The organism is Clostridium sp. Marseille-Q7071, from assembly GCF_965112025.1.
Genome location: NZ_CBCOPR010000001.1, coordinates 223,154 through 241,822, shown reverse-complemented (window position 1 = coordinate 241,822; position 18,669 = coordinate 223,154). Strand labels below are relative to the sequence as shown.

The following is an 18,669-nucleotide window of genomic DNA, read 5'->3' as shown; positions in this document are numbered from 1 at the left end:
AATTTCAATTTTAAAAGTTAATAACTATTAAATAATAAATTCTTTGAAGTATTTTAACGAATATAGTATGAAATAGTCTTAAGTAAAACTTATAGTTACTATATATAAATTTTTCCTTCATATTAAGCTTACCATGGTTATTTTTTACATCTTCTTTTCAAAATCATCATGTTCTTTTTAATCTACTAAAGTTAGTAAAGATGATGAGGTAATTTGATAGAACATAACACATAAATATTTGTGATTTCAAAAGTTCTTTTATCAACATAAACAATGCTTGTATCAACATAGTTAGTAGATATTATTTCAGTATAATAGTACATGATTCATATGAAATTAAGAATCATTACCAGTAAAGAGACGAAAATGTAAATATATATGAAATTTATGTAGATTAGTGAAGCGTTTAGCCACCTAATAATTTTTTAAAGTAATGTAATCACTTCTTATAAAGCACGAGTAATATATTGCTAGTAAAAAATAATTAAAGAAATTATTTTGATTAAAACTAATTACCACTACAATTGTCAATTGTCCATTTATTAAAGTTGTGAATTGAAATATTTAAGGCAGTTTATCTATATATGCTACTTATTTAAAGAACTTAATTAAAGTTATAGGAACATTTTAAAGACACATAAATTAAGTATTATCAAAAATAGGAATTAGATTCTAATACTGACCAAATAGAAAATTGCCAAGTATTATAGATAATATTTATAGTGATTACTTGAACATATAACATAGTATATTCTTCTATTAAAATTAGTCATTGATAATTTTAATAGAAGACACAGATTATGTGCTTAATTATTACACGAATACAATTAGCGTTCGTCTAAATAAGGCGGCGAATTGAATTCTAAAAATTTATATTATTTACAAGACAACAGAATTACTTAGGAGGTAGGAAAATGTCAAAAAAATTTACAACGTTGTTTTTAGCAATAGCCTTTTGTATTTCTATGTTGGTGGGGTGCTCTCATACTGAGAAGGTGCAAGATAATCAAGAGCAAAGCCAAAATAATCAAGATGCAAAACTAAATCAAGAAAAAAGTGACGCAAAAGGGGGAAATCATTATCCTGTCACTATTAAAATGTATACGAATGAAGGTAAAGAAATAGAACAAACCATTGAAAGAGAACCTAAAAAAGTTGTAGTTATTGGAGAAACTATGGCTGAACTCATGATTGAATTTGGGCAAAAGGATAAAGTTGTTGGTGTAGGTTATCTTAATCAATCCTTTTCAAAATATGCTAATCAAATTAACCAGATGCCAATTATTACAGAATCGTGCAATTATCTAAAGAAGCTGTACTTGCATTGAAACCTGACATTATCTATTCCATATCTTCAGCTTTTAAAGAAGAATTATTGGGGGATATTTCTTTTTGGAATGACAGGGGTATTCAAGTACTTTCCGCTGTAAACTTTACAATAGGACGCAGCATCGAGGAATATTTTACGGAAATTAAGAATTTTGGAATGGCTTTTAATGTTAGGGGTGAGACCGATATATATCTAAAAGAGCAGAACTCTAGAATCAATAATGTTAAAAGGATAGCTCAAGGTGCTAAAGAAACTCCAAAGGTATTGCTTATTGGAAGTGCACGAGAAACCTATTATTACTATCCACCTTCTTGGTGCATTATTGATGAAATGATTGAAGGTGCAGGCGGAGAATATATGAAATTGTCAGAGAATGGATATATCGAGATGTCAATTGAGGCAATTATTGCTGCTAATCCGGAAAAAATTATTATCACAGAATTTCAGGAGCCTAACAGTGAGATGATAAAAAACAAACTACTTTCAAACGAAAGACTCAAAAATGTCAGTGCAATAAAAACAGGAAATGTAATGGTGGCAGAATATACAAATTCGATAAATGGTGGTCTTCAACTTGCTGATCTATATGAAGATGTAGCAGCATTTATTCATCCTGAATTATTTGGGGGAAGGGAAAAATGATATTAAAGATAAAACAAAGCGATAGGAAAGATACTTCAACAAATTTTGAGTCTGTATTAAAAAGCCGATATATGTTTAATTCAATAATCCTTTTATTAATTGTCACTATTGTATTTTCTATTATTATTTCAGTATCTATAGGGCAAGTGTCTATTCCTTTTAATGAATCCTGTAGAATATTGATTTATAAATTAACAGGTATACAAATTGGGAATCTTAGTCAACTTACGTCAGGAATGTTTGTAGATATTATTTGGCAGATTCGTTTTCCAAGAGTATTGTTAGCAATGATTGTTGGTTCAGGGCTTGCTTTATGTGGAGCTGTTATGCAAGCTTCTGTACAAAATCCATTGGCTGATCCATATATATTGGGTATTTCCTCAGGTGCTTCTTTAGGAGCAACATTTTCTATAATGATAGGTTTTGCTAGTACAAGTATTATCGGTGAGATGGGGATTGCTTTTTGGGCATTTATTGGAGCTTTAGGAGCTGCTATTTTGGTCTTGGTGCTCTCGAGTATTGGTGGCAAAATGTCTTCTGTCAAGTTAGTTCTTGCTGGAACAGTAATTAATGCGTTATGTAGTGCATTTTCAAATTTTATTGTTTATTTTGCAAAAGACTCAGAAGGAATTCGTTCTATAACTTTTTGGACAATGGGTAGTCTTGCTTCTGCCAAGTGGGAGGATTTACCCTTAATCGGAACGGTTGTGATGATAGCTATTATTTTTTCTTGTTACAATCAAGAATAATGAACACAATGTTAGTGGGCGATGAAGCTGCAGTTACTTTAGGAATTAATCTTAATTTTTATAGAAGGCTTTATATGGTTATTTCATCTATAGTTACAGGTGTAATTGTAGCAACATGCGGTATCATTGGATTCGTTGGTTTAATTATTCCTCATATAGTTAGAAGTGTTGTTGGTTCTGATCATAAGCGGCTTTTACCAGCAGGTATCCTTACTAGTGCGATTTTCCTTATTTGGACAGATATATTGGCAAGAACAATCATACCAAAAGGTGAATTGCCAATTGGTATTGTCACAGCTCTTCTTGGTGCTCCTATGTTTATGTATATGTTAATTAAGAAAAGTTACGGATTTGGAGGAAAATAATATGAATTTAAAAGTTGATAATATGCAAGTTGCACTTTCAGGAGCTGATATTATAAAAGACATTTCTCTCTATGTTGGTAGTGGACAATTTGTTGGTATTATTGGGCCTTTTAATGGATGTGGAAAATCCACTTTGTTAAAAAGTATATATAAAGTAATTAAGCCTAAACAAGGATCGGTATTTTTAGATGAGAAAGATGTTTTAAAATCTAGTCCAAAGTCAATTTCCAAAACAATGGGAGTTGTTGGACAATTTAATGATATGAGTTTTGACTTTACTGTATATGAAATGGTCATGATGGGTAGAACCCCTCACAAAAATTTAATGCAATCAAATAATAAAAGTGATTATGAAATTGTTAATGAAGCCCTTAAGAAAGTAGATTTAGTTTCATATTCAAATAGAAGTTATCTAACTCTTTCCGGCGGTGAAAAACAAAGAGTTATATTAGCTAGAGCTATTGCTCAGCAACCTAAATTTTTAATACTTGATGAACCAACAAATCATTTAGATATTAAATACCAATTACAAATTTTATCAATTGTTAAGTCTTTAAAAGTTGGCACTTTGGCTGCATTACATGATCTTTCTCTTGCTGCAACCTATTGTGATATTTTATATGTTTTAAAAAGTGGAGAAGTAATTGCAAATGGAGTTCCTAATGAAATTCTAACAAAAGAGCTTATAAAGCACGTATATGAAATTGATTGTGAAATTTATAAGAATCCTGTAACTGGTGGACTAGCTATTGCTTACAATCCTATATTAAATTGAACATAATTTATTTCAATAATTTAAAGATATATAGATTACTTTAAATTATGTGAAAAAAGAAAAAATGCTATTCTAGAAGACGAAATTTAAGTTTTTAACTTAAATAGATATTTGGAGGTGTTTGATTTGGAAACTGATATGACAAAAGGGAAGCCAATGAAGATGATCATTCGATTTGCAATTCCAATGTTTATTGGTAATTTGTTTCAGCAATTTTATAATATTGTTGATACAATTATTGTGGGTCGATTTGTGGGAAAAGAGGCATTAGCTGCTGTTGGTTCATCCTTTGCAATTATGACATTTGTGACATCTATTTTGATTGGGCTTTCTATGGGAGCGTCTGCACTTTTTTCTCAACTTTTTGGTGCAAAGCGATATGAAGAATTGAAAAAAGCAATTTCAACTTCCTTTATATTTATTTTTATTATAAGCATTACGCTTACGGTAATAACATCTCTATTTATGGGGCAAATAATTCAGTTGTTTCAAATGCCACCAGAAACAAGAGCATATGCTGCTGATTATTTGAGATTTATATTTGCAGGGCTAATTTTTTCAGGAGTTTATAATGCATTTTCTTTTTTACTTAGAGCTATTGGCGATTCCAAATCCCCACTTTACTTTTTAATTTTATCTGCTGTAATCAATATAATTTTAGACTTGGTTTTTACTATAATATTAAATATGGAAGTAACAGGTGTTGCATTGGCAACATTTATTGCTCAGGTATTTCAGCGGTTAGCTGTGCTGTGTATGCAATTAAACGTATAGATTTTATTAAATTTAAGCGTCAAGATATTGTATTTGATAGGCAGATGTTTAAAACAGTTGCTAGTTATTCTATTTTAACTGCTGTACAACAATCTGCATCAAGCTTTGGTATGATGATGATTCAAAGTATCGTTAATACTTTTGGTGCTATAGTAATGGCGGTACTTTGCAGCTGCTTCAAAGATTGATTCTTTTGCTAATATACCTATGCAGGATTTTGGTAATGCTTTTTCTACCTATGTTGCGCAAAATAAAGGTGCAGGAAATATGAAAAGAATTCGTGAAGGGATCCGTGGTGTTTCAAAAGTTATAGTTATATTTTCGCTGGCTATTTCTATACTGGTTTTTGTTTTTGCACCACAGTTGGTATTAATTTTCGTTAAGAAGGAAGCTATTGATGTTATTGAAGTTAGCGTGTATTATTTACGTATTGTATGTGTTACTTATACATTGCTTGGATTTTTACAAATGTTTTATGGGTTTTATCGTGGACTTGGCGAAGTTAATGTGTCTATTATTCTCACTTTTGTTTCCCAAGGAACTAGAGTACTCTTGGCATATGGTCTTGCAATAACACCTTTAGGATTTACTGGGATATGTTTAGCAATTCCTATTGGATGGTTTTTATCAGATACCTTAGGTATTTTTACGTATAAAAAAATTATGGGGAGAGAGGAAGGGATAGTAATTTAGAATTTATTAAGTTTATTTAATAGAGACTTTGACTGAAAATAAATTGCAATTACTTTTGACTTAAAATAAGTTATACCTAGATTATGTATATATTGCAAAAGACATCCTTATAGAGTGTCTTTTTGTAATATATGTAAGATTTGTGGGAAAATTTTCTCCTTAATATAATTTACAGTAGCAATGTTGACAGGGAAATGACATTATGTTAGTATTTATCTAGTAAACTTAATAATAAAATATTTACTCTTATCAAGAGAGGTGGAGGGAAACGGGCCCTGTGAAACCCGGCAACCGGTGCGTATGTACAACGGTGCCAATTCCTGCGGAAGTAATTCTGCAAGATAAGAGAGTGCAAGTATGTATATTTAGCCTCTTCTTATCTAAGAAGAGTTTTTTTATTTTATAAACGTAGTGAGGAGGAGATTAAGAAATGAGAAGATTATTTACTTCAGAGTCAGTTACAGAAGGACATCCAGATAAAATGTGTGATCAAATATCAGATGCGGTTTTAGATAGTATATTAGAGAACGATCCTAATGCTAGAGTAGCTTGTGAAACAGCAGTAACTACTGGTATGGTTATGGTTATGGGAGAGATAACTACTAATTGTTATGTAGATATTCCAAAGGTAGTTAGAAAAACTGTAGAAGAAATAGGGTATACAAGGGCTAAATTTGGATTTGATTGCAATACTTGTGCTGTATTAACATCTATTGATGAACAATCTCCAGATATAGCTCAAGGTGTTGATGAGGCAATAGAAAAAAGAGGACAAGAAAAAGAGGAAATTGAAGCTGTAGGAGCTGGAGATCAGGGAATGATGTTTGGATTTGCTACATCTGAAACTGAAGAATATATGCCTCTTCCAATAGCTATGGCTCATAGATTATCAAGAAGATTGGCAGAAATTAGAAAAAACGGAACTTTATCATATTTAAGACCAGATGGAAAAACTCAAGTTACAGTTGAATATGAGGATGAAAAACCAGTAAGAATAGATACAATAGTTATATCAACTCAACATTGCCCAGATGTTTCTCAAGAGCAAATTTATGAAGACTTAATGAAACATGTTATAAATGCTATAGTACCATCTGAATTATTAGATGAAAATACTAAATACTATATTAATCCAACTGGAAAGTTTGTTATAGGTGGACCACAAGGTGATTCAGGATTAACAGGAAGAAAAATAATTGTTGACACTTATGGTGGATACGGAAGACATGGCGGTGGAGCATTCTCAGGAAAAGATCCAACAAAAGTTGACCGTTCAGCTGCATATGCTGCAAGATGGGTGGCTAAAAATCTAGTAGCTGCAGGAGTTGCATATAAACTAGAAGTAGAACTTGCATACGCTATAGGAGTAGCTAATCCTGTATCAATTGAAGTTGATACTTTTGGAACAGGAAAGGTATCAGATGATAAGATTGTCGAAATAATTAAAGAAGTATTCGATTTAAGACCTGGTGCTATAATAAAAGAATTAGAATTAAGAAGACCGATATACAGACAAACAGCTGCTTATGGACACTTCGGAAGAACAGACTTAGATCTTCCATGGGAAAAATTAAGTAAAGTAGCTCAAATTAGAAGATATATATAGTAATAAAACCCTGTACTTGATTTAGTACAGGGTTTTATTTTATATATAATGCTACATATATTAATCATTAAATAGAAAATTGTTAATTTACATTTAAAAGGTTTGTAATGATTCTGAAATGGTAAAAATATATTATGAATAGGGTATATTATATTTAATTCACAATTTACAATGCAAAATTCACAATTAATGCAAAATTCACAATTATGGACATTTCTCAGCAGAATCTGAGAAATTTAAAATTGATTTATTTTTAAAGTGACATAGTCACTTTAATTAAAAGATCTATTTAAAGAAATTAATTTACAGAATTAATTTCAACTATAGTTGTCAATTGTCAATTCTTAATTCTCCATTGATTAAACTATTCCCTAGAGGTGAAGAACTAATTTTTCCCTTAATTGTGAATTGTGCATTATTTTAGGTTGTACATTGAAATACTTTAATAAGGCAATTAGATTTATCTATATATTGGGTTTAAAATTAGAAACCCTATAAGGGGCTATGTTATAATTAATCAAAAGAAGAATTTTTAGGAGAGATTTTCATGACAGATATAACAGGGATAATAGATGATATTGTCTTTAAAAATGAGGATAATGGTTATACCATTGCCAATATAAGAAATGGTAATATTAAAAAAACTATTGTAGGTATAATCCCTTATATTAGTGAAGGTCAGCATTATAAGGTAACTGGAGAGTGGGTAATTCATCCTAAATTTGGTGAACAGCTAAAAGTACTAAGTATTGAAGAAATTTTACCAAGTAGTATTTTAGGGATAGAGAAGTATTTAGCTAGTGGGGTTATCTCAGGAATAGGACCTGTTACTGCAAAAAAGATAGTTGATTTTTTTGGAGAAAGAACTTTAGAAGTTTTAGATAATAATATAGAGCGATTAAGAGAAATTAATGGTATAGGGGAGAAAAAAATTGAACTTATAATGAAATCTTATTCCTCACAAAAAGAACTTAGAAGCATTATGATTTTTTTTCAAACCTATGGAATCTCCGCTAATCAATGTATGAAAATATATAAAAGATTTGGAGCAAATTCTGTAGGAATTGTTAAAGAAAATCCATATATATTAACAGAAACTATATCAGGAATAGGTTTTAAAACAGCAGACAATATAGCAAAAAATTTAGGCATAGATAAAGATTCTCCTTTTAGAATTAAAAGTGGAATAAGATATGTTGTAAATGAATTTTGCCTTTTAGGAAACACATATATGCCATTAGAGAGGCTTATTGTTAGGTGTAAAGAGATTTTATCTGTTGATGAAGAAAACATTCAAAAATCCGTATATGATAGTGTTTTAGAAGGAAAATTAAAGATAGAGAATATATATGGAGAAAGTGCAGTTTTTACTATTCCATATCTTTATGCAGAATTGGGTGTAACAAGAAAAATTGTTGAACTTGCATCAAATTCCTATGATGAGTTAGAGGTTAATGGAGAAAAGGAAATAAAGTCTTTTGAAAAAGAAAATAATTTAAAGTTTGCAAAATCACAAATTGAGGCTATAAAAGGAGCAATATCTTATGGGGTTGAAGTTATTACAGGAGGTCCTGGCACAGGAAAGACTACAATAATTAACTGTATTGTTAGCATATTTGAAAAGGCTGGTATGAAGGTATTTATGGCTGCGCCTACAGGTCGTGCTGCAAAAAGAATGACAGAAGCTACTGGAAGAGAAGCCAAAACTATTCATAGACTTTTAGAGATAGGTGCAGGAGAAGAAGGTATTGAACTTTTGAGAGATGAAAGTAGTCCTCTTGTATGTGATGTTCTAATAGTAGATGAGGCTTCAATGATAGATATTAATTTAATGAATAACCTTTTAGGAGCAATATCATTGGGCACAAGATTAATAATAGTAGGAGATGTAGATCAACTTCCATCTGTAGGTCCAGGAAATGTGCTTAGAGATATTATAGAGAGTAATTCTATAAGGACTGTAAGACTTAATGAAATATTTAGACAGGGTAAAGAAAGTATGATAACAGTAAATGCTCACTTAATTAATGATGGTAAAATGCCTATGTTAAATAAAAAAGGTAGCGATTTTTATTTTATAGAATGTTATGATACAGAAAAGATATTAGAACAAATTATATCTTTAATAAATACTAGACTTCCCAAATTTAATAGATCATGGGATAAAACAAAGCACATACAAATTTTATCTCCTATGAAAAAGGGTATAGTTGGAATAGATAATTTGAATAGAGAGCTTCAAAATATATTAAATCCTCAATCAAAAGATAAATTGGAAAAGGAATTTAGAGATATAGTTTTTAGAATTGGTGATAAGGTAATGCAAACAAAAAATAATTATACTTTAAAGTGGAATAAATATAATACAGAAGACGAAGCTACTGGTGTTGGGGTATTTAATGGTGATGTAGGCTATATAATTGATATTAAAGAAGAAAATGATACAGTTGTAGTTAGTTTTGAAGATGATAAAATTGTAGAGTACGACTCTGTATTTTTAGATGAACTTACACTTGCCTATGCAATAACTATACATAAGAGTCAAGGTAGTGAATTTCCTGTAGTTATAATGCCAATGTTTATGGGGCCACCACTACTTATGAATAGAAACTTATTATATACAGGTATAACCAGAGCAAAACAAATGGTTGTTCTTGTAGGTTCGCAAAAAGCTATTAGTTTTATGAAAGATAATGATAGAACTTTTGAAAGATATTCAGGACTAAAATGGAGAATAGAAGAAATATTTGATATATGATTTGAGGAGATAACTATGGCTATAAATATAAACATGTTTAGAGGTAAGGAAGAAGTAAGTCAAGATATATTAAGATATTGTCGAAATAAACATGATAGATTAAATGTTATTTCTTATTTTTATAATACAGCTACAATTTTTTTAGCTACCATATTCTATTATTTAAATAATAGTAAATCTATAGTGTATATAACTAATGAAGTTGAAGATAAAATAGAGATTCTAAATCATATTAATAAAGAAAAATATGTGTATTTAAAAGACTCATCACAGGAAGTTAAAGATAAGATGATTATATGTAACTATAATAGGGCATTATACTTAGGTAATAGATATGATTTAATTATCTTTGATGATTTAGGATATATGCCACTTCAAGATAAAAAGAGTATAGAAAGAATTCTAATTGGGCTTTGTAGTGATAGTGGAATAGCTATTTCATATTCTATTGAATCTGTGTTTTTAAAGGATGATAATATATATTTTCCTATGAATAAGAATAAAACACCACTAATTGAACCAAGAGTAATTACTACGAGAATTAACATAAATGAAGATTTACCATTAGCAGCTTATGAATATTTAACTTGGGCTATATCTTTAAATAGAAGAACTATAATATATGTACCAGATAAGGTTAAAGTTCTAAATATTTATAGTTATATGGATAAATTAAAAAGAAAATTAACAGAAAATATATATTACCATATAAAAGACAAAAAAGATAAGACATATGTTAAAAAATTTTTATTTTCAAATAATAGTATTTTAATTACCGATGATTATGATGAGTTTCATGAAGATTTAAATAATATTAATGTAATAGTATTTTTTGCAGATGATAAAATTTATGATTATAAAACTCTAGTTTATATTACAAGTAAGGTAGAAAGAGCGGAATCATTAGAACGAGGAGAAGTGATTTTTCTTTGTAAAGAAGAAACACAAGATATACATAAGGCTAAATTTATAATGAGAGAATTAAATAGGAAAGCGTGGGAAGAAGGATTTTTAAAGTTTTAAAATATTTAATACATTGTATATCTTTAGTAATATATCCGACGAAAGAACAATGCATTATATGTAAATCTTATACTAAAGATAAAATAATATGTAATAGTTGTGAAAGCAAAATAAAGTTTATTAATAAGAGTTTTTATATAATAAGGGAAAATAAGAGATATAAATGCTATATTATAGCAAAGCATGATGACATTATTAAAAAACTTGTATTGTCTTTAAAATATTTTAATAATTATTTAGCAGCAGAGCTTTTAGGTAATTATATGAGTGATTTAATTGAGAAAGAAGCTTTAAAAGTTGATATAATTACTTTTGTACCTATAAGTAAAAATGTAAGAAGAAAAAGAGGATATAATCAAGCTAAACTTCTAGCTCAGGTAGCATCTTCTAAAATTAATAAACCTTGCTTAGATATATTAGAAAAATTCAAAGAAACTAAGGATCAAATAGGATTAGATAAGGAAGAAAGATGGAGCAATGTTTGTGATTGTTTTAAGTTTAATGAGAAGTTATGTATTAAGGGAAAAAATATTTTATTAATTGATGATGTTATAACTACTGGGGCCACAGCTGTAAATTGTGTAAAATTATTAAAAAAATTTGGAGCTGGAAGAGTATACATCTTGACTGCTTCAAAAAGTGTAGTATAATAATAAAATATGAGTCGGGTTTGTGGTTGAAAGTCGATGCCAGTCGCAGGCAAAACGATCCACGTAAGTTAAACAAAGTTTTAATGAGCATGGTGCGGCTTAGAAGTAAGTCCTGCCGTGAAAAACGAGAGGGTTAGTAGTGAGAGGGTAAATCTGGGTAGCGAAAGCTCCAGCAGGCGAGTGTGGGGTCAAAGACCAGGTCAAACGGCTTAAAAATAATGCTATGTGTACAATATTGTATACATAGCATTATTTTTTATTAAGAAAAATATAATTAAAAGTTTTAAAACATAATAATCCTTTTATGTAACTTATAATTTTTAAAGTAATTTAGTTAAAATAGAAAAATAATTTAGATTTTAAATAGAATAAATTTTACTAAAAATAAAGGTTATTCTATTTAAGATACTTACTATCATAAATGTATAAATAACTATAACCAATTTATAGATTTAAGCATAAAATAAATATGATAGGGGGGATATATATATGAATAATATAACATTGTATCCTAAAGCGGATATTTTTGTGACATCACAGTTTTTTAATGCTAATTTTTCAAATGTAAGATATTTATTTACAGGTAATAAATCGATAACTCAACCATTCAATAAATTGTTTAGATCATTGCTAAAATTTGATTTTAGTGATTTTGAGAATGAGAATGTAAAAATAGAAAAAGCCTCTTTATATTTATATGTAAGTCATAAGTTAGACATGCACTTATTTAATGAAGATATTAGACTTTATAGAAATGTAGAAGATTTTGATGATTATCTAGCTACTTGGAATCATTCCCCAAGTTATTCTGAAGATTTCTATTGTACTACTATGGATGATGTAAAAGTTGATTCTTATATTGAATTTGATATTACTTCATTTGTAAATGGATGGATTAATAATAAGTATCCTAATTATGGAATGACTTTAGTTGGATTAGAAAATGATACGGCTACTTTAATACAATATGATTCAAGTAGGAGCGACAATTCACCTTATATTGAAGTTGAATTTTATTATTATGATGAAGATGATGAATTAGAAGAGTATGGAGAAAGAAGTATCTCTAGAGGATGTTGTCATAATCATTGTAATCATTGTAATCACTGCATACAATGTGTTGTAGGTCCAACAGGTCCAACCGGTCCAACGGGAGCAACGGGAGCGACGGGAGCGACAGGTCCAACCGGTCCAACCGGTTCAGCAGGAGCAACGGGAGCAACAGGTCCAACCGGTCCAGCAGGCCAAGCGGGCCCAACCGGTCCAACCGGTCCAGCAGGAGCAACTGGAGCAACAGGTCCAACAGGTCCAGCAGGCCAAGCAGGCCCAACCGGTCCAACCGGTCCAACAGGTCCAGCAGGAGCGACAGGCTCAACCGGCCCAATTGGCCCAGCAGGAGCAACGGGTCCAACCGGCCCAACCGGTCCAGCAGGCCCAGCAGGAGCAACTGGAGCAACAGGTCCTACTGGTCCAGCAGGCCCAACAGGAGCGACAGGCCCAACCGGTCCAATTGGCCCAGCAGGAGCAACTGGAGCAACCGGTCCAACAGGCCCAGCAGGAGCGATAGGTCCAACAGGTCCAACAGGAGTAACGGGAGCAACAGGTCCAATCGGTCCAACAGGTTCAGCAGGAGCAACGGGAGCAACCGGCCCAACAGGCCTAGCAGGAGCAACAGGAGCAACCGGTACCAACAGAGGTCCAGCAGGAGCAACAGGAGCAACAGGTCCAGCAGGTCCAGCAGGTCCAGCAGGAGCAACGGGAGCAACCGGTCAACAGGCCTAGCAGGAGCAACAGGAGCAACCGGTAACAACCAGCAGGTCCAGCAGGAGCAACAGGAGCAACTGGTAGCAGGTCCAATTGGTCCAACAGGAGCAACAGGAGCAACTGGTCCAATCGGTCCGACAGGTCCTACTGGTGCAGCAGGAGCGGCTGGAGCTCCAGGAGCAGATGGAGCTCCAGGAGCAACCGGTCCAGCAGGTCCTCCAGGACCAGCTGGAGCAGATGGAGCAGATGGAGCTCCAGGAGCGCCAGGTACACCTGGGGCAACAGGAGCAACAGGCCCAATAGGTCCAACAGGAGCAACTGGTGCAACAGGAACGACAAGGCCCAACCGGTCCAATAGGTCCAACAGGAGCGACGGGTTCAACGGGAGCAACAGGAGTGACTGGTACTCAGGGATTATCTGAATATGCCTATATTTATAATCTACTAGCTCAAGTTGTTGCATTAGAAGCAGATATAATCTTTAGTACTAACGGTGTTATTGTAGGTACGATTGCCCATACACCTGGAACATCTACAATTACTATTGGCACTGCGGGAGATTATGCTGTCTGGTTTAATGCTGCTGGTGTAGAACCAAACCAGTTTGCTGTTTTCCAAAATGGGGCTCCCGTTGCCGGGGCTATTTATGGGTCTGGTGCCGGAACTCAGCCAAACCCAGGTATGGTAATTGTCACTGCAGCAGCAGGTGATGTTTTAACTTTGAGAAATCATACAAGTGCTGCGGCAGTTACCTTGCAAACGCTAGCAGGCGGAACACAAATTAACGCCAATGCCTCTATATTGATTCAAAAGATTAGCTAAACCATACTTGTAAATTTCTTTGCAAGCAAGCTGGTCAAGGATATATAATAACAATATCCTAAATCAAATAGATCAAAACTGCACTACAAAGACTCGATGTGTGAAAGAATTATAATCCTTAAAAACCTAATAAAAATAATGGGGCTGTCTCAAAAGTAAAGCATTGAGATAGCCCAATCTCTATGCTTAGAAACCAAAAAGCAGATTCCTAAGAGCCTGCAAATTGGTGTAGAATTATATTATGAAAACAAAACTGTACAAAGACTATAGCAAAATGGCGGATATATTAAACCGGTATTGATGTGGGGTTTTATGATAAAGTGCTGTCTGCGCTTATAAAGAAATGCTTTTCTGAAAGAAAAAAGAGCAACGTTTGCGAAAAAATTAAAATTATTTTTTTGTCTATACTTGGCACTGCATAAAGCAACAGGTTCATGCGGATCAGGAGCAACTGGGCCAAATGATCTAACTGGAGCTGGAATAACCAGTTATGGATATTTTTACTCACCAGGTACAGCCCTTGGACTAGAAGTATTTTTAGGAGGAGCCAGCTTAACATTAACAAATAATGGTGTGGTTGTAGGATTGACTCATACACCAGGAAATGCACAGGTAACAGTGAATAATGCTAGTGATTATGAAGTTGAGTTCATAGTTGCTACAACTATAGGTGTTAATGCAGCCTTTGCAATTGCGGTAAATGGTACAATTCAAACTAATATTAATTATAGTGTTCTAGTAGCAACAGGAGAGGTTAGTGGACAGGGAATTTTAACATTAGCTGCAGGAGATCAAATAACTATAGTTAATAACTCGCTTATTCCGGTAACTTTATCATTAGCATCAACAGTATCAATTTCACTAACAGTTAAGCAATTAAGATAATATAATATTTTATATAAATTTAAAATAGCTCTTTGAACTTACAAAGAGCTATTTTTAAAAAAAAAAAAAATTTTTTACTTTTAATCTAATTAAAATTATTTTCATTAAATAGTTTTTACATATTAATAATTAAAAAATTTCAACATAGATTATAATAAAAATATCTATATGCAATTTATAATGCTTAAAAAAGGCATAATAGCACTGAAAAGTAATAAGAACTTAGTGCGTCTTATGCTATATTTTCTCATACCCACGCATATAATTATTATATCATAATTATAAATAAACTGCATTTGTAAAAGTCTATAGAAAAATATAATGTGAAAGAGAGTAAAAGACATGTAGAGGGATATTAGCTTTATGTTTCAAAAAATTCAAAAAAATTAAATTGAAAGTAATCAGCATAAGTATTACAATATTGATACAAACTAAATATGGAACATGAGTGCTACAAACTCTAGAAAGGGGTTGTAATTATGAAAGTAAAATCAATAGGTAAAAACATCGAATTAACAGAGGCACTAAAAGAAGTGGTAGACAAGAAAATCTCAAAGTTAAGCAAGTACTTTGCGGAGGATGTTGTGGCTAATACAACCTTAAGTGTTGAAAGAAATAAACATAAAATAGAGGTTACAATACCATTTAATGGTGTGACATTGAGAGCTGAAGAGAAAAATGAAGATATGTATGCAGCAATAGATTTAGTTTTAGATAAAATTGAAAGACAAATAAGAAAACAAAAAACAAAATTGCAAAGAAAAAATCATGGCGATTCATTAAGATTTCATAATATAGATGATTATGTTTATGACGATGATAATGTTGAACCTAGAATAGTTAAAACTAAAAGATTTGCAATAAAACCAATGTCTACTGAAGAGGCAATTCTTCAAATGGAACTTTTAGGACATGATTTCTTTGTATATAAGAATGGGGAAACATCTCAAGTTAATGTATTATATAAAAGAAAAGATGGAAATTATGGTTTAATAGAACAACAATTTTAATATTTAATATATAAAAAGCTGGTAGACACTCTACCAGCTTTAATTTAATTTTGTTCCAATTCTTTTTTAAAATGTTAAATTAAATTTACATTATTTTTTTAATAATTTTGAATAATATAACACAGAAAGTTGAAGGAAATATAAATAAATGCTATAATTTTAAAGTGCATATTTATTTACTATTAAACATAAAGATGAATTTACTACATATTATTATTAGCTTATTTGGGCTATAATTTTTATATGTTATAATATCAGTAGTTGCTAAAACCAGTTATACATAAATCAAAGTTTAGATGAAGAGTGAGGATGACGGTCATGAAACTTTTTGAAAAGATTTTTGGAACATATAGTGAAAGAGAAATAAAACATATTATGCCTATAGTTAAAAAAATAAACGAATTAGAAGCAGATATAGAGAAACTAAATGATGAACAATTAAGAGCAAAAACAGAAGAGTTTAAAAATAGACTTAACAACGGTGAAACTTTAGATGATATACTACCTGAAGCAGCAGCAGTGGTAAGAGAAGCATCTAAAAGAGTTCTTGGCCTAAGGCATTATGACGTTCAGTTAATTGGTGGAATTATACTACACCAAGGAAGAATTGCAGAAATGAAAACTGGAGAAGGAAAAACTTTAGTGGCGACTCTTCCAGCATACTTAAATGCTTTAACAGGTAAAGGCGTTCATATAATTACAGTTAATGACTATCTTGCAAAAAGAGATAGGGATGAAATGGGAAGAGTTCATGAATTTTTAGGACTTACAGTTGGAGTTATTATTCATGGACAAAGTCAAGCTGAAAAACAAGAACAATATGGTGCAGATATAACTTATGGAACAAATAATGAGTTTGGATTTGATTACTTAAGGGATAACATGGTTGTATATAAGGAAGAAAAGGTTCAAAGAGAGCTTAATTATGTTATAGTTGACGAGGTTGACTCTATATTAATAGATGAAGCTAGAACTCCGCTCATTATATCTGGTGAAGGAGAGAAATCTACAGAGTTTTATAGAGTTGCAGATTTCTTTGTAAAATCATTAAAAGAAGAATCAGATTATACAAAAGATGAAAAGGCTAACTCTGTTATATTAACAGATGAAGGTGTTGAAAGAGCAGAAAAATATTTCCATGTTGAAAACTATGCAGATCCAGAGAATATGGATATTCAACATCACGTAGTTCAAGCGCTAAAAGCTAACTATATGATGAAAAATGAAAAAGACTATATCGTTAAAGACGGTGAAGTTATAATAGTTGATGAATTTACTGGAAGGCTAATGGAAGGTAGAAGATATAGTGATGGTCTTCACCAAGCAATAGAAGCAAAAGAAAATGTTAAAGTAGAAAAAGAGTCTAAAACTCTTGCAACAATTACATTCCAAAATTATTTTAGAATGTATAAAAAATTAGCAGGTATGACAGGTACAGCACAAACAGAAGAAAGTGAATTTAGAGAAATTTATGGATTAGACGTTATTGTTATACCAACACATAGACCTGTTGTAAGAAAAGATCAGCCAGATACTATATATAAAACTGTACAAGGAAAATATAATGCTATAGTTAATGAAATAGCTGAAACTTATAAAAAAGGTCAACCAGTACTTGTTGGTACTGTAAGTATAGAGAAGTCAGAGATATTATCTATGATGTTAAAAAAGAAAGGAATACCGCACCAGGTGTTAAATGCTAAATACCATGAAAAAGAAGCGGAAATAGTTGCTCAAGCTGGACAAAAATCCATGGTAACAATAGCTACTAACATGGCTGGACGTGGTACTGACATAAAACTTGGAGAAGGTGTTGTAGACCTTGGAGGACTAAAAATAATCGGTACAGAAAGACACGAGTCTAGACGTATAGATAACCAGCTTAGAGGACGTTCAGGTCGTCAAGGAGACCCAGGTGAATCAAGATTCTACATATCATTGGAAGACGATTTAATGAGAATTTTCGGTTCTGAAAGAATAGCAGGAGTTATTGAAAAACTAGGGCTAACAGAAGATGATGCTATAGAGAGTAAGATGGTAAGTAATGCTATAGAAGGTGCACAAAAGAAAGTTGAAGGTAATAACTTTGATATTAGAAAGAATGTTGTTAAGTATGATGACGTTATGAATAAACAAAGAGAAATTATCTACAGTCAAAGAGAGAAAGTGCTTACTGGAGAAGATTTAAAAGATCAAATTCAAGGCATGATAGAAGATGTTATAGAATCAGCAGTTAAATCTCATATTAGTGGCGTTGAGGAAACCTTTGATGATGAACTTAAAAATCTTATAAGCTACATGGAAGAGTTATTTATAGAAAAGGGAACATACACCTTCGAAGAGCTTGAGAAAATGTCAAATGATGAGCTTAAAGAAAGTTTCTTAAAAGTTGCTAAAGAAATGTATGATTATAAGGAAGAGGTATTTGGCGAAGAACAAATGAGAGAAATAGAAAGAGTTATACTTCTTAAAGTTGTTGACTCTAAATGGATGGATCACATAGATAATATGGATCATTTAAAACAAGGTATAGGCTTAAGAGCGTATAAACAGCAAGATCCATCTCAAGCATATCAAATGGAAGGTAGCGATATGTTTGATGAAATGATCGAGAATATTAAAGTTGAAACGGTTAAATATTTATTCCATGTGAGAATAGAAAAGGCACCAGAAAGAGAAAGAGTAGCTAAAGAAACTTCAACTAATGAAGATAGTTCACTGACAAAAGTGCCTTTGAAAAAGAAAGAAAAGCCAAATAGAAATGACCCTTGCCCATGTGGTTCAGGACATAAATATAAAAACTGTTGTGGAAGAGGAGAATAA

Annotated in this window: 11 protein-coding genes, 4 pseudogenes and 1 riboswitch; all 15 genes and pseudogenes read left to right on the top strand. The window is 31.7% G+C overall.

Going from position 1 to position 18,669, the window contains the following annotated elements; translation table 11 throughout:
* The first annotated feature begins 914 nt into the window (after window positions 1-914).
* The 15 genes and pseudogenes from ACWPW7_RS01075 (at window position 915) to secA (ending at window position 18,669) form a co-directional block, all read left to right on the top strand.
* On the top strand, window positions 915-1,328 hold the full coding sequence (locus tag ACWPW7_RS01075; RefSeq protein ID WP_454052050.1) for a hypothetical protein: 414 nt from the start codon (window positions 915-917) through the stop codon (window positions 1,326-1,328).
* On the top strand, window positions 1,295-1,972 hold the full coding sequence (locus ACWPW7_RS01070) for an ABC transporter substrate-binding protein (protein WP_454052049.1): 678 nt from the start codon (window positions 1,295-1,297) through the stop codon (window positions 1,970-1,972). Before ACWPW7_RS01075 ends, ACWPW7_RS01070 begins: the two co-directional genes overlap by 34 nt.
* Window positions 1,973-2,043: 71 nt before the next feature.
* Window positions 2,044-3,086: pseudogene (locus ACWPW7_RS01065) on the top strand (FecCD family ABC transporter permease).
* Between the two features lies 1 nt (window position 3,087).
* Complete coding sequence (locus ACWPW7_RS01060) at window positions 3,088-3,861, top strand: ABC transporter ATP-binding protein (protein WP_454052048.1); 774 nt, start codon at window positions 3,088-3,090, stop codon at window positions 3,859-3,861.
* A 126-nt stretch (window positions 3,862-3,987) separates the two neighbouring features.
* Window positions 3,988-5,328 (top strand): annotated as a pseudogene (locus tag ACWPW7_RS01055) (MATE family efflux transporter).
* Window positions 5,329-5,571: 243 nt separating this feature from the next.
* A riboswitch (SAM riboswitch) is annotated at window positions 5,572-5,676 on the top strand.
* Between the two features lie 82 nt (window positions 5,677-5,758).
* A complete protein-coding gene (gene metK, locus ACWPW7_RS01050) occupies window positions 5,759-6,934 on the top strand; it encodes a methionine adenosyltransferase (RefSeq protein ID WP_454052047.1) in 1,176 nt (391 codons plus the stop codon).
* A gap of 547 nt (window positions 6,935-7,481) precedes the next feature.
* Window positions 7,482-9,692, top strand: a complete 2,211-nt coding sequence (recD2, locus tag ACWPW7_RS01045; protein WP_454052046.1) for an SF1B family DNA helicase RecD2 — start codon at window positions 7,482-7,484, stop codon at window positions 9,690-9,692.
* 15 nt (window positions 9,693-9,707) lie between these two features.
* Entirely contained in the window at window positions 9,708-10,715 is a 1,008-nt protein-coding gene (locus tag ACWPW7_RS01040) for a hypothetical protein (protein WP_291565423.1), read from the top strand.
* A complete protein-coding gene (locus ACWPW7_RS01035) occupies window positions 10,688-11,365 on the top strand; it encodes a ComF family protein (RefSeq protein WP_454052045.1) in 678 nt (225 codons plus the stop codon). The genes ACWPW7_RS01040 and ACWPW7_RS01035 overlap by 28 nt, the downstream gene beginning before the upstream one ends.
* A 489-nt stretch (window positions 11,366-11,854) precedes the next feature.
* A pseudogene (locus tag ACWPW7_RS01030) lies at window positions 11,855-12,364 on the top strand (DNRLRE domain-containing protein); the annotation flags it as partial.
* Window positions 12,365-13,549 (top strand): annotated as a pseudogene (locus ACWPW7_RS01025) (hypothetical protein); the annotation flags it as partial.
* Window positions 13,526-13,951, top strand: coding sequence for a collagen-like protein (locus ACWPW7_RS01020; protein WP_454055560.1), 426 nt, complete (start codon window positions 13,526-13,528; stop codon window positions 13,949-13,951). The pseudogene ACWPW7_RS01025 and the gene ACWPW7_RS01020, both read left to right, overlap by 24 nt.
* Before the next feature lie 408 nt (window positions 13,952-14,359).
* On the top strand, window positions 14,360-14,836 hold the full coding sequence (locus ACWPW7_RS01015; protein WP_454052044.1) for a BclA C-terminal domain-containing protein: 477 nt from the start codon (window positions 14,360-14,362) through the stop codon (window positions 14,834-14,836).
* A gap of 479 nt (window positions 14,837-15,315) precedes the next feature.
* On the top strand, window positions 15,316-15,846 hold the full coding sequence (hpf, locus tag ACWPW7_RS01010; RefSeq protein WP_291565433.1) for a ribosome hibernation-promoting factor, HPF/YfiA family: 531 nt from the start codon (window positions 15,316-15,318) through the stop codon (window positions 15,844-15,846).
* A gap of 318 nt (window positions 15,847-16,164) precedes the next feature.
* Window positions 16,165-18,669: a preprotein translocase subunit SecA gene (secA, locus tag ACWPW7_RS01005; RefSeq protein WP_454052043.1), complete on the top strand. Its 2,505-nt coding sequence runs from the start codon at window positions 16,165-16,167 to the stop codon at window positions 18,667-18,669.